The organism is Nitratidesulfovibrio sp. 1201_IL3209, from assembly GCF_036763125.1.
Classification (GTDB): domain Bacteria; phylum Desulfobacterota; class Desulfovibrionia; order Desulfovibrionales; family Desulfovibrionaceae; genus Cupidesulfovibrio.
Genome location: NZ_JBAIYT010000027.1, coordinates 23830 through 36649, shown reverse-complemented (window position 1 = coordinate 36649; position 12820 = coordinate 23830). Strand labels below are relative to the sequence as shown.

The following is a 12820-nucleotide window of genomic DNA, read 5'->3' as shown; positions in this document are numbered from 1 at the left end:
GTGACGAATGGACGTTACCAAGGCCCTCGCGGACCTGAAGAAGGAACCGGGCTTCGCCGACCACGTCGGCATGGTGCTGGTGCACAACGGCGTGGTGCGCGGCTGGTCGCGCAAGGACAAGCACAACGTGGTCGCCATCAGGGTAACCCCCGATCGCCAACGCATCAATGAAATATGCCGCGAACTGTCGGCGCGTCCCGGCATCTTCCGCATCCTTGCCGACGCCGCGGAGGGCGAACTGGCCCCCGGCGACGACGTGCTGTTCCTCGTCGTGGCGGGCGACATCCGCGAGAACGTCAAGGCCGTGTTCGCGGAACTGCTGGACCGCATCAAGGCCGAGGCGGTGACCAAGGAGGAAATCTTCGGCTGACGCCACGGGGCGCAAGCCCTTCGCCACGCTCCTTTCCGCCCCGGTGGCAATGCCGCCGGGGCATTTTTTTCTCCTGCCGCCGAAAGCACAGCAAGTTCCATTCCTTTTCGTGCCCGACAGGACCTGACAGGCCAGACGGGGGGCCAGACGGGGGACAAATGAGGGCCAGACGGGGACCGAACGGGGGCCGGGTGGAGACCAGACGGGCGGCGGCAGGGTCGCGCGGGCGCCGGATGCCGGGCCCGGCCGTGCATCCTTTCGTTCATGGCACTGCCGCCGCCCGTCCCGAGTTGCACGCCCCCCTTGCATTTTTTCTCAATATAGATTTTTAGATATACATGCGTCGCACATTTCTTGCCCGCATGCTCCGTGCCGGGCTTCTGGCCCTGCCCCTGCTGTGCCCGCCGCTGCTGGCGGACACGGGCGGCTTTGCCTGTCGGGCCGGGGAAATCTTCGGCGACGCGCGGGCCGTGGTGCTGCGCGTACCCGACGGCGACACCCTGGTGGTGGACATCCCCGGCTACCCGCCCGTGGCGGGCCGGGCCATCAGCGTGCGCATCGCCGGGTGCGACACCCCGGAAAAGCGCGACCCGCGCGCGGAACTGCGCGAGCTTTCCCGCCGCGCCCGCGAACTGACCCTGCATATGGCCGCGCCGGGCAGCACGGTGACCCTGCGCAACCTGCGCCGCGACAAGTACTTCCGCCTGCTGGCCGACGTGGAGGCCGACGGCGGCGACATCGCCACCGCGCTCATCCAGCGCGGACTGGCCAAGCCCTACGCGGGCGGCCGCAAGGAGTGGTGAGGCGGCGGACCTGTCCCGAACCGGCACCGCACCAACCCCGAACCGGAGCGGCCCCGCTCCGCCGCCCTTTTCATGGTTTCCCCGCGTGACGTGGGGTTCTCCCCCTGCCCCGCCAACGCGAAAGGCCCCGCCGAAGCGGGGCCTTTGTTTTCATATCTCACAAGGTTCAATCGAGCACTGCCGCATCCTGCAACCGCGCGCGGCAGTATTTCCGTTTTCCGGCAAGGAAGACAAGCCCGCCACGGAGGGCGCATACTCCGGCGTATGTAACCGGAGTGGCGGGCGCGGTCTGACGCAGCCGGAAACGGAAAGACAACGCGCGCTAGAAGACCTTGAGACCCTTGAGAAGAACCAACAGCACCAGCACCGGGCTCACCCAGCGCACCACGGTAAGGAACGCGGCGATGATGGCCCCGTTGGTCAGTTGGCCCCGGTTGGACAGTTCCGTCTTCACATTGGCGGCGCCCCACACCCAGCCCGCGAACAGGCAGATGAAGATGCCGCCCACGGGCAGCAACACGTTGGACGACAGGAAGTCGTACAGGTCGAACACGGTCATGCCGAAGAGCTTCACGTTGGCCATGGTGGACATGGACAGCGTGGCCGGAATGCCGATGATGGCCAGCGTCACCGAGGTGAGGATGGTGGCGCGCGTGCGCGGCATGCCGAAGGATTCGGCCAGCCAGGCCACGGGCACTTCCAGCAGCGAGAGCATGGCCCCGGTGGCGGCTATGGCGGTGAGGCAGAAGAAGATGACCATGAACACCTGGCCGCCCGGCAGCGAGGTGAACACGGCGGGAATGGTCATGAACAGCAGGCTGGGCCCGGCGCTGGGCTCGAAGCCGAAGTTGAACACGGCGGGGAACACCGCCATGCCCGCCAGGATGGAGATGGTCAGGTCGCACAGCATGACGCGGGTGGCCGTCAGCGGAATGTCCTGATCGTTGCGGAAGTAGCTGCCGTAGGTGGTCATGGTGCCCATGCCGATGGACAGCTTGAAGAAGGCGAGGCCCAGCGCCATCAGGATGACGCCGGGGGTGATCTTTCCGAAGTCCGGCGTGAACAGGAAGGCCAGGCCCTCGCCCGCCTTGGGCAGGGTGAGGCTGCGCGCGCACACCGCCACCAGCAGCAGGAGCAGCACGGGCATGAGCACCTTGGTGGTGCGCTCGATGCCCTGGGCCACCCCGGCGATGATGATGACGCTGATCAGCACCAGCACGCCCCACTGCCACAGCAGCGACTGCACCGGGTCGCCCACCAGCCCTTCGAAGGCCTTGGCGGCCACGGCCGGGTCGGTGGTGGCGATTTCGCCGGACAGGGCCTTGAAGATGTAGGCGAACACCCACCCGGCCACGTCGGTGTAGAAGCCCATGATCAGGAACGCCGCGATGACGCCCGAAAGGCCCACCAGGTGCCAGGGCTGGCCCTTGGGGGCAAGCTGGCGGAAGGTGCCCACCGCGTTGGCCCGGGCGCGGCGGCCGAGCATGATTTCGGATATCATCACCGGCAGGCCGACCAGCAGGGTGGCCAGCACGTACAGCAGCAGAAACGACGCGCCGCCGTTCTGCCCGGTGAGGGCCGGGAACTTCCAGATGTTGCCGAGGCCCACGGCCGAGCCGAGGGTGGCTGCGAGCACGCCGAGGCGCGTCGCGAAGCCGTCGCGGGCGGTGGTGATCTGTTTCGCCATGTGCGCTGTTTCCTTGCAATGTGGGCTCCGGACGATCCGGGCATCCCTCATTAGACCCATCCCCCTTCTTTATCAAGATATTTGTGTGGTTCGGGCCGTCCTTGCGCACCCCGAAATCCGGTAGCGGCGCGCAACGGTGCGAAATGGCAGACCATACCAAAAAGAAGCGGCACTCGCATGCGCAAGTGCCGCCTGTGAACGATGCAATCATGGTCGTACTTGCCAGTACCACGCCCGAGGAGTTTCCGGCGGATGAACCGCCCGGCAGACACGCCAACCGCACCCACCGGCAGCCCGCAGACTGCCCGGCGCAGCGCCCATCCGGCAATTTCCCGGACTATTCGGACTGCCCGTCGGGGCCGTCGTCGTTGCCCTCGGGCACGGGCAGCGCGCGGGCGCGGGCGTCGGCGCGGATTTCCTCGCGCACGCCCTGCCAGTTCAGTTCGCCCCAGCCCAGCGGGGTTGTGCGGGCGGGGGTGACGGTCACCTCGCCCATGCCGTCGGGCCCGGCCACGCGCACGGTGACCGGCGTGCCCTCGCGCACCGCTTTCGGCGAGAACGAGGCCACGAAGGCGGCCGCGTCGCGCACCACCTCGGCGTCCCAGGCCCTGCCGTCGAACTGCCGCCCGATGGCCAGCGGGCCGGGAAAACCCGCCACCTTGAAGTGCAGGTCCGACGGAAAGGCGAAGCGCACCAGCGCTTCGTTGTCGGCCTGGTGGCGGCCGATGGACAGCCAGTGCGGCCCGGACCAGTACTGCCGCCCGATGTTGGCCAGCTTGAACTCGGCGGCCGTGGCGTGGGGGGCGTGGACCAGCACCGGCCAGTAGCGGCGGGCGTTTTCGCGCTCGGCCAGCTTGCAGCCCCCGGCCGGGGTGGGAATTTCGGTCAGGCCGTACTTTTCGGCCAGGGCCATCTGTTCCTTGCGGCCGCGCCCGAAGATGCCGTGCAGGCGGCTGCGGTCCACCAGGCCGGATTCCTCGGCCGGGGTGGGGTCCAGCTTCAGGGCGCACAGCGGGCGCAGCAAGAATTCCTTGACCCCGGCGTCGCGCCGGATGACGTTCAGGGTGTCGCGGCGCTGCGACATGGGGCGCTGGCCCAGCACTTCCCCCGTTATGATGAACGAGGCCCCGTAGCGCTCCATCAGTTCGCGGGCGCGGGACACCAGAAGTATCTTGCAGTCCACGCAGGGGTTCAGCACCTTGCCGAATCCGTGCGCCGGGCGTTCGCGTAGCAGCGCGGCGAAGGCCTCGCCCACGTCCACGGCGGCGATGTCCAGGCCGTGCACGGCCTCCCAGTGCTTCACCTTGCCGGGCTTGCCGAAGAACGGAGAGACGAAGTGCAGGCACTTGACCGCAAGCCCCTGCTCCTCGATGACCTTCACCGCCAGAATCGAATCGAGACCGCCGGACAACAGGGCCACGGCGTCATAGCGTTTGCGTTCCATGGGGGGTGACATACGGCGCGGTGGTCCTGTTGGCAAGGGGCGCGGAGCGGGCGCGGGCGCGGACCGGAGCGCGGCCGGAAGCAGCGCGGGGAGGGGGCATGGCGGAAAACGGCGGGCATGCGCTCCCCCTTCCCCGCCGTCCTGCCCCGCCGTCCGGAGCCGCGCACCCGGCGTTGCCCGCCGCCGCGCCTTCTGATATTCCCCGTGAAGCCCATCGACGCCCGTTGACGCCCGCTTCGGCGGTCCAGACCTGTCGACGCCCGCAATCATCCCACCCCGGAGACCATACATGGCGAAGAAACCCGCGCTGACGCCGGAAGAGATGCGCCGCGAGGCCCTCGCGACGGCCCTCAGCACCATCGAGCGCAAGTACGGACAGGGCTCGGTCATGAAACTGTCCGACACCGCCCACGTGAACATTCCGGTGATTCCCACCGGCTCCATCGGGCTCGACCTCGCCCTGGGCGTGGGCGGCATCCCGCGCGGCCGCGTGTCGGAAATCTACGGCCCGGAATCCTCGGGCAAGACCACGCTGGCCCTGCACATCATCGCCGAATGCCAGAAGATGGGCGGCACCGCCGCGTTCATCGACGCCGAACACGCGCTGGACACCAACTACGCCCGGCGCCTTGGCGTGAAGACCGACGAACTGCTCATCTCGCAGCCCGACTTCGGCGAACAGGCGCTGGACATCGCCGACATGCTGGTGCGCTCCAGCGCCGTGGACATCGTGGTCATCGACTCGGTGGCGGCGCTGATCCCCCAGGCGGAACTGGAAGGCGTCATGGGCGAAATGCAGGTGGGCGGCCAGGCCCGCCTGATGTCGCACGCCCTGCGCAAGCTCACCGGCACCATCCACAAGTCGCGCACGGCGGTCATCTTCATCAACCAGATCCGCATGAAGATCGGCACCATGGGCTACGGCAACCCGGAAACCACCACCGGCGGCAACGCGCTGAAGTTCTACAGTTCGATCCGCATGGACATCCGCAAGATCCAGACTCTGAAGGACAAGGAAGAGGTCTACGGGTCGCGCACCCGGGTCAAGGTGGTGAAGAACAAGGTGGCCCCGCCCTTCCGCGAAGCGCTGTTCGACATCCTGTACGGCACGGGCATCTCGCGCACCGGCGAACTCATCGACCTCGGCAGCGACGTGGGCATCATCGAAAAGAGCGGCTCGTGGTTCGCCTTCGGCTCCGAGCGCCTCGGCCAGGGCAAGGAGAACGTCCGCGCCCTGCTGGAGGAGAACGAGGCCTTGCGCCAGAGCGTGGAGGCCAAGCTCATCGAGCACCTCGGCATGATGCCCGCCAAGGTGGTGGACCCGGACGACAACGCCGGGGCCATGGACGACGACGAATTCTAGCCGCGCCCCGCGCCGCGCCGCCCTCCGCCACGCGCGGGCCACGGCGACGGCCGCGACGCCCGCGCCCGCGACGCCATACGTTCCGCACAGGAGACACCCAGTGATAACCGCCAACGAAATCCGGCGCCGGTTCCTTGAATTCTTCCGGTCCCAGGGCCACGAGATCGTGCGCTCCTCTTCCCTCGTGCCCAAGGACGACCCCTCGCTGCTGTTCACCAACGCGGGGATGGTGCAGTTCAAGAAGATATTCCTGGGGCAGGAAAAGCGCGGCTACGTGCGGGCCACCACCTCGCAGAAGTGCCTGCGCGTGGGCGGCAAGCACAACGACCTCGAAAACGTGGGCCGCACCGCGCGCCACCACACCTTCTTCGAAATGCTGGGCAACTTCTCGTTCGGCGACTACTTCAAGGAAGACGCCATCAAGTTCGCCTGGAAGTTCCTGACCGAAGACCTCGGGCTGCCCAAGGAACGCCTGTACGCCACCGTGTTCCGCGACGACGACGAAGCGCGCGACCTGTGGCTTGCGCACACCGACATCCCGGCCGAACGCATCTACCGCATGGGCGAAAAGGACAACTTCTGGTCCATGGGCGATACCGGCCCCTGCGGCCCGTGCTCGGAAATCCTCATCGACCAGGGCGAGCACATGACCTGCGGGCCGGACTGCGGCATCGGCAAGTGCGACTGCGACCGGTACCTGGAAATCTGGAACCTGGTGTTCATGCAGTACGACCAGGCCGCCGACGGCACCCGCACCGCGCTGCCCAAGCCCTCCATCGACACGGGCATGGGGCTGGAGCGCATCGCCGCCGTGTGCCAGGGCGTGTACTCCAACTTCGATACCGACCTGTTCCAGGCCATCATCCAGTACACCTGCGAAATCGCCGGGGTGTCCTACCGCGCCAACGACGAAACCGACACCGCCCTGCGCGTCATCGCCGACCACAGCCGTTCGGTGGCGTTCATGATCACCGACGGCATCCTGCCCTCCAACGAGGGGCGCGGCTACGTGCTGCGCCGCCTGATCCGCCGCGCCTACCGCTTCGGGCGGCTCATCGGGCAGACCGGCACCTTCCTGCACAAGACCGCCCTGAAGGTGGTGGAGGTCATGGGCGACGACTACCCCGAACTGCGCGGCAACGCCGACTTCATGGCCCGCGTGGTGCGCGAGGAGGAAGAGCGCTTCAACCGCACCCTGGACAAGGGCCTGGCCCTGCTGGAAGAAGAACTGGAAGGCCTGCGCGGCGCGGGCAGCACCCGCGTGGCGGGCGACGTGGCCTTCAGGCTGTACGATACCTACGGCTTTCCGCTGGACATCGTGAACGACATCGCGGAAAAGCGCGGCTTCACGGTGGACGAGGACGGCTTCCGCGCGCTGATGGCCGAGCAGAAGGAACGCGCCAAGGCCGCCTGGAAGGGCTCCGGCGAATCGGACATCGCCTCGCGCTTCCACGCCCTGCTCGAAGAAGGCTTGCGTTCCGAATTCATCGGCTACGAGCACCTTGCGGGCGACAGCCGCGTGGTGGCCCTGCTGGACGCCTCGGGCCTGCCCAGCGAGGGCTTGCCCAAGGGCGCCAAGGGCTACGTGGTGACCACCCGCACCCCGTTCTACGGCGCGTCGGGTGGGCAGACCGGCGACCTCGGCTCCATCGCCTCGCCCTCGGGCAAGGCCCGCGTGCTGGACACCCTGAAGCCCTCGCCCGACCTCACGGTGCACCAGATAGAAACCGTGGACGGCGAACTGCTGCCCGACCAGGAAGTGCACCTGCACGTGGAAGAGGACGAGCGCGTGGCCTCGGCCCGCAACCACACCTGTACCCACCTGCTGCACGCCGCCCTGCGCCGCGTGCTGGGCGACCACGTCAAGCAGGCCGGTTCGCTGGTGGCCCCGGACCGCCTGCGCTTCGACTTCACGCACATCGCCGCCATGACGCCGGAAGAAATCGCCGCCGTGGAGCGCGAGGTGAACCGGGTGATCCTGGCCGACCTGCCGCTGGAAACCGACCACATGGCCTACGACGCCGCGCTGACCCGGGGGGCCATGGCCCTGTTCGGCGAAAAGTACGGCGACGAGGTGCGCGTGGTGGCCATCGCCGACGAATCGGTGGAACTGTGCGGCGGCACGCACCTGCGCGCCACCGGCCAGGCCGGGCTGTTCCTGATCCTGTCCGAGGGCGGCGTGGCCGCCGGGGTGCGCCGCATCGAGGCCATCACCGGCTGGAACGCCCTGCGCATGGTCATGGACCAGCGCGCCGAACTGGGCCAGGTGGCCGGGCTGCTGAAGGCCCGCCCCGGCGAGATCGTGCCCCGCGTGGAGGCCCTGCAGAAGGACGTGAAGGGCCTGCGCAAGGACCTGGAAAAGGCCAGCGCCCAGGCCACGTCCGGCCAGGGCCGCAACATCATGGACGAACTGGCCGAAATCAACGGCGTGAAGGTGCTGGCCGCCAGGGTGGACGTGCCCAACGTGAAGGCCCTGCGCGACCTGATGGACGACGTGCGCTCCAAGCTGCCCTCGGGCATCGCCTGCCTGGCCGCCCCCGACGGCGACAAGGTGAGCCTGATCGTGGCCGTTTCCAAGGACCTGCACGACCGCTTCACCGCCCCGGCCCTGATCAAGGCCGTGGCGGCCGCCGTGGGCGGCTCCGGCGGCGGGCGGCCCGACATGGCCCAGGCCGGGGGCACCAACCCGGCGGGCATCGACGAGGCCTTCGACATCCTGCGCAAGACTGTCGCGGCCTAACGCCCGGCATCACTGACGAAACACGACGCCCCCGCGTGCATGCACGCGGGGGCGTTTTCGTTCATCCGCCGGAACCCCCGAAGGCCCAAAGCCCGAAACATCTATCCGCGCCGCCGCGCCAGGCGCGGCAGCAGGTCGGCCACGGCATCGGCGTCGTGTCGCCCGGCCATGTCCACGGACCGCTCCCCGCCGGGCAGCACCCGCACCACCGGCGCGTCCAGCAGTTCCACGCCCAGCGCGCGCAGCCCTTCGTGGTCGATGCCGCCGGGGTAGACACCGTTGCGGGTATCCACCACCACCGTGTCCAACAGACGGGCGGCGGGCACGTCCGCACCCGCGTCGCGCCGCAGCGCAGCCAGCAACGCGGCGGCGCAGTCGGCCACGGACAGGCCGAGTTGTTCGGGATCGGTGCCGCTGTTGGCCACGTACACCTTGGGGCACGGCGCTTCGGCCACGGCGCGCCCTACCCCTTCCGGCAAAAGGTTGGCCAACACGCTGGTGTAGAAGCTGCCCATGGGGAAACAGATCAGGTCCGCGTCCGCGATGTGCCGGGCGGCCACGCCGGATACGGACACGCGGGCCTCGGCAGGGTGGGCGGATGCGTTCGTACCGACACCCTGTCCGCGTTCCTTCCCCGTCGCGTCATCGTCCGCCTCCCCGTCCGTTCCTCCGCCCTCGGGCCGGGTGCGGGTCAGGAACAGGCGGCGCACCGGGGCGGTGATGCCGGGCGCGCCCTTGCCGGTGATGCGGTGCTGCCCCAGCAGCACGGTACCGTCGGCCAGTTCCGCCGCCAGGTGCAGGTCGTCGTCCACGATGGGCACCACCGTGCCCCGTACCCGGAACAGGCGCGAGAACAGGTGCAGCACCGGCCCCAGTCCGCCGCCGTGGCGCAGGTAGCCCCCCGCCAGCAGCAGGTTGCCCAGGCACGCCCCGTGCGGGTCGAAGCCGGACGGCGCGAATTCCAGAAACCAGCGCAGGTGCAGGCGCAGCACGTCGGCCACCAGCGGGTCGATGCCGCGCCAGGCGGGGTCGCGCTCCGAGGCCAAGGCGTACAGCCGCTGCATCAGTGTGTCGTGTTCCCCGGCGTCGGCCAGACGCAGGTCGCACAGGGCCACCAGCGGCGGCGTGGCCACGGCGGAGTCGGCCAGGGCCAGCAGGCGGTTGCGCAGGTCGCCCACGGCGGGCATGCGGATGTAGCGCCGCAGCACGGCCGTGCTGCCCCCGGAATCGAACGGGGTGACCAGGTGCACGGAATTGTGAGTATGCAGCGTCAGGGCGTGGCAGAGCGCCTTCAGCGCCGTGCCGCCCGTGAAGAAGACGATGCGCGGGCCACGGGCGGCATCTCCGGGCGCGGCATCGCCGTTCCCGACGCCACCGGCATGCCCGGTGGCCGTACCGCCACCGCCCGCTGCCGCCGCGTGGCGGCTAGTCGTCATCCCCGTCACTGCCATCGGGGTCACCACCATCGGGGTCGCCCGCTTCGCCGGGCCGCTTGGGGAACTTCACCTTCACGCGGGCGCGCAGCTTGTCGCCGGTGCGTTTCAGCGAAATGCCGATGCTTTCGTAACCGTCGATCTCTATGGAACGGCCTTCCAGGCTGATGACGCCGCTGGCCATCTGCTCGCCGATGCGGCGCACCAGGGCGGGGGCTTCTTCCAGGGTTATGGGGAACTGCACGGTGCGCTTGCCGTATTGGGTCATCGGATCTCCGGGGTAGGCGCCACGGATGCGGCGCGGGGGAAGTGGACAGGGCCGCCGACCGCATTCGGCGGGCGGCGGGCATGCAGCTTACCGCAGCCGCCCACGAATGCAAAGCGGGGCCGCCGTGTGGGTGGCCCCGCCCGGATTGTTGACATGGCGGTGCGGCGTCGTGCGGCGTTGTCCTGCGCGCTAGCAGCACGCACCGCCGGAATTGATCTGGAAGCTGTGCTTGATGTTCAGCCCTTCCACGATGAACATCACCGTCTCGCCCACGTTGGTGGACAGGTCGCCCACCCGTTCCAGGCTGCGCGAAACCAGAATGGTGTGCACCGAGCGCTCCACGGCCGGGCTTTCGCGGCTCATGTAGTCCATGAGTTCGCGCAGCACCTGCACGTCCAACTGGTTGCAACGCTTGTCCAGCAGGCGCAGTTCACGGGCCAGCGCGGCGTCGCTTTCGCGGAAGGACATCACCGCCTTGCGGAACATGTCCACGGCGTGGGTGCCCAGTTCGTTCAGGCTGGGCATTTCCGGCAGCGGCGGCCGGGACGCCAGGAACATGGCCGCCTCGGCGATGTTCACAGCCTCGTCGCCCACCCGTTCCAGGTACATGCTGGCCCGCATGATGGCCACGATGATGCGCAGATCCACGGCCATGGGCTGGTCCAGCGCCAGCAGCCGGAAGCTGAGTTCGTCGATCTCGCACTCTATGGTGTTGATCAGCTTGTCGCCCGCGATGACCGAGCGCGCGGCGTCGGCGTCGCGATGCTGCAAGGCGCGCACGGCGGTTTCGATGGCCGTCTGCGAATGCGCGGCCATTTCCAGCACCTTCAGGCGAAGCTTCTGCAATTGCTGGTGAAAATGCGTTTCCACAGGAAGCCCCCTACCCGAACCGGCCGGTAATGTAGTCTTCGGTCTGCTTGTTGCGCGGCCGGGTGAACATCATTTCCGTCGCGCCCCACTCCACCAGCTTCCCCATGTAGAAGAAGGCCGTCAGGTCCGAGACGCGGGCCGCCTGCTGCATGCTGTGGGTCACGATGATGATGGTGTAGTCCTTCTTCAGGATGTGGATGAGTTCCTCGATCTTCTGGGTGGCGATGGGGTCCAGCGCCGAGGCCGGTTCGTCCATCAGCAGCACCTCCGGCTCCACGGCCAGAGCCCGCGCGATGCACAGCCGCTGCTGCTGGCCGCCGGAAAGGCCCAGCCCCGATTCGTGCAGGCGGTCCTTCACCTCGTCCCACAGGGCGGCGTGGCGCAGGCTCTGTTCCACCTTTTCGGCGAGGTATTCCTTGTCGCGCACTCCGTTGACGCGCAGCCCGTAGGCCACGTTCTCGAAGATGGACTTGGGGAAGGGGTTGGGCTTCTGGAACACCATGCCCACGCGGCGGCGCAGTTCCACCACGTCCAGCCGGGGGTCGTGGATGTTCATCCCGTCGAGGCAGATCTCGCCGTCCACGCGCGAGATGGGGATGAGGTCGTTCATGCGGTTCAGACACCGCAGAAAGGTGCTCTTGCCGCAGCCCGAAGGCCCGATGAGCGCGGTGACCTGGTTGCGTTCGAACTCCAGGTTGATGTCGTGCAGCGCCTGAAAGTCGCCGTAGTAGAAGTTCAGCGACGCCGCGTGCATCTTCACGTTCTTGCTGTCTGGCATGTCTCGTTCCCGGCGGCGCGTGGCGCGCCGCGCGTTGGGGGCATTGGGGCGTTGGGCGAAAGGGGGCGATGCCGCCGCAGGGGCGGTGTGCCGGGCCGTGGCGGCGCATGGCCGCCGCGCGGTTCGCGGCCGTGGCGCGGGCCGACGAAACCGGGGGCTACTGTTCCTTGAAGCGGTACCCGACGCCCCGGATGGTTTCGATCATGGCCGCGTAGTCGCCGATCTTCTGGCGCAGCCGGCGCACGTGGGTGTCCACCGTGCGGGCGTACCCCTCGAACTCGTAGCCCCACACCGTGTTCAGCAACTGGTCGCGGGTGCGCACGCGGCCCCGGTTGCGCACCAGTTCCGCCAGCAGGCGGAATTCGGTGGCGGTAAGGGCGGCTTCCTCGCCGTCCACCTCCACCCGGTGCGCGTCCAGGTCCAGGGCCAGACCGTCGATCTGCCACTGCGAGCGCTGGGGGTTTTCCGCCACGCCCTGCGCGCGCTTGAGCACCGCGCGGATGCGCAGCACCAGTTCGCGCGGGCTGAAGGGCTTGACCACGTAGTCGTCCGCGCCCAGTTCCAGGCCCACGATGCGGTCCACTTCCTCTCCGCGCGCGGTGAGCATGATCACCGGCACGTCTTCCGTCTCCGGCAGGCGCTTCAGTTCGCGGCACACGTCCAGGCCGCTCATGCCGGGCAGCATCAGGTCGAGCAGGACCAGCGCGGGCTTCTGCCGCAGCGCGATGTCCAGTCCTTCGCGCCCCGTGGTGGCCGTGCGCACCTCGAACCCGGCGGATTCGAAGGTGAAGGTCAGCAACTGCAGGATGTCCTCGTCATCTTCCACCACCAGAATGCGCTCTTTCGTCATGTGGTTCTCCTTGGCGCTTTCCTGCCCGAGAAGATGTGCGTCGCCGGTGACGGATGCGTGGTTGCACCGTTACAACGATGTGACATTTTTCCCCGGCACTGCCAAGGCGACAGGAATGGCCGGGATATGCCATGCGGCGCCACCACACGTGACGCGCCTTGGTGACGATGATGTGACGACGAAGGCGGTACGGAGAAAAAACGGGCGGGAAAAC

The 12820-nt window shown here is 68.1% G+C and carries 11 protein-coding genes; 4 read left to right on the top strand and 7 right to left on the bottom strand.

What is annotated here, in order from left to right; all coding sequences use genetic code 11:
- Positions 1-7 precede the first annotated feature (7 nt).
- A complete protein-coding gene (locus V6B97_RS12605) occupies positions 8-370 on the top strand; it encodes a molybdenum cofactor biosynthesis protein MoaE (protein WP_333506873.1) in 363 nt (120 codons plus the stop codon).
- Between the two features lie 338 nt (positions 371-708).
- Entirely contained in the window at positions 709-1173 is a 465-nt protein-coding gene (locus V6B97_RS12600) for a thermonuclease family protein (protein ID WP_333506872.1), read from the top strand.
- 322 nt (positions 1174-1495) lie between these two features.
- Here V6B97_RS12600 and V6B97_RS12595 read toward each other — a convergent pair whose 3' ends face one another.
- A complete protein-coding gene (locus V6B97_RS12595; RefSeq protein WP_333506871.1) occupies positions 1496-2860 on the bottom strand; it encodes a sodium-dependent transporter in 1365 nt (454 codons plus the stop codon).
- Positions 2861-3197: 337 nt separating this feature from the next.
- Positions 3198-4304, bottom strand: coding sequence for a tRNA(5-methylaminomethyl-2-thiouridylate) methyltransferase (locus V6B97_RS12590; RefSeq protein WP_333506870.1), 1107 nt, complete (start codon positions 4302-4304; stop codon positions 3198-3200).
- A gap of 289 nt (positions 4305-4593) precedes the next feature.
- On the opposite strand from V6B97_RS12590, the gene recA reads away from it, so the two are divergent.
- Both recA and alaS read left to right on the top strand, forming a co-directional pair.
- Positions 4594-5667 (top strand): recombinase RecA, encoded by a 1074-nt coding sequence (gene recA, locus V6B97_RS12585; protein ID WP_333506869.1) that lies wholly within the window; start codon positions 4594-4596, stop codon positions 5665-5667.
- A gap of 100 nt (positions 5668-5767) precedes the next feature.
- Positions 5768-8407 carry an alanine--tRNA ligase gene (gene alaS / locus V6B97_RS12580; RefSeq protein ID WP_333506868.1) on the top strand — a complete coding sequence of 880 codons (2640 nt, stop codon included), beginning with the start codon at positions 5768-5770 and terminating at the stop codon, positions 8405-8407.
- A gap of 101 nt (positions 8408-8508) precedes the next feature.
- On the opposite strand, the gene V6B97_RS12575 is transcribed toward alaS, so the two are convergent.
- From V6B97_RS12575 to V6B97_RS12555, 5 genes are all read right to left on the bottom strand, one after another.
- A complete protein-coding gene (locus V6B97_RS12575) occupies positions 8509-9843 on the bottom strand; it encodes a GAK system CofD-like protein (RefSeq protein ID WP_333506867.1) in 1335 nt (444 codons plus the stop codon).
- Positions 9833-10108 (bottom strand): hypothetical protein, encoded by a 276-nt coding sequence (locus tag V6B97_RS12570; RefSeq protein WP_333506866.1) that lies wholly within the window; start codon positions 10106-10108, stop codon positions 9833-9835. The genes V6B97_RS12575 and V6B97_RS12570 overlap by 11 nt, the downstream gene beginning before the upstream one ends.
- Positions 10109-10297: 189 nt before the next feature.
- The gene (gene phoU / locus V6B97_RS12565) at positions 10298-10978 is read right to left on the bottom strand and encodes a phosphate signaling complex protein PhoU (RefSeq protein ID WP_333506865.1); all 681 of its coding nucleotides are present in this window, start codon (positions 10976-10978) and stop codon (positions 10298-10300) included.
- 10 nt (positions 10979-10988) lie between these two features.
- Positions 10989-11756, bottom strand: a complete 768-nt coding sequence (gene pstB / locus V6B97_RS12560; protein ID WP_333506864.1) for a phosphate ABC transporter ATP-binding protein PstB — start codon at positions 11754-11756, stop codon at positions 10989-10991.
- A 157-nt stretch (positions 11757-11913) separates the two neighbouring features.
- Complete coding sequence (locus V6B97_RS12555; protein ID WP_333506863.1) at positions 11914-12606, bottom strand: response regulator transcription factor; 693 nt, start codon at positions 12604-12606, stop codon at positions 11914-11916.
- Positions 12607-12820 lie beyond the last annotated feature (214 nt).

Bases quoted from the DNA above. Each gene is read 5' to 3' on its own strand.
- V6B97_RS12600 (WP_333506872.1), top strand. From the start codon at position 709: ATGCGTCGCACATTTCTTGCCCGCATGCTCCGTGCCGGGCTTCTGGCC.
- V6B97_RS12595 (WP_333506871.1), bottom strand. From the start codon at position 2,860: ATGGCGAAACAGATCACCACCGCCCGCGACGGCTTCGCGACGCGCCTC.
- V6B97_RS12575 (WP_333506867.1), bottom strand. From the start codon at position 9,843: ATGACGACTAGCCGCCACGCGGCGGCAGCGGGCGGTGGCGGTACGGCC.
- recA (WP_333506869.1), top strand. From the start codon at position 4,594: ATGGCGAAGAAACCCGCGCTGACGCCGGAAGAGATGCGCCGCGAGGCC.
- V6B97_RS12570 (WP_333506866.1), bottom strand. From the start codon at position 10,108: ATGACCCAATACGGCAAGCGCACCGTGCAGTTCCCCATAACCCTGGAA.
- V6B97_RS12590 (WP_333506870.1), bottom strand. From the start codon at position 4,304: ATGGAACGCAAACGCTATGACGCCGTGGCCCTGTTGTCCGGCGGTCTC.
- V6B97_RS12555 (WP_333506863.1), bottom strand. From the start codon at position 12,606: ATGACGAAAGAGCGCATTCTGGTGGTGGAAGATGACGAGGACATCCTG.
- pstB (WP_333506864.1), bottom strand. From the start codon at position 11,756: ATGCCAGACAGCAAGAACGTGAAGATGCACGCGGCGTCGCTGAACTTC.
- V6B97_RS12605 (WP_333506873.1), top strand. From the start codon at position 8: ATGGACGTTACCAAGGCCCTCGCGGACCTGAAGAAGGAACCGGGCTTC.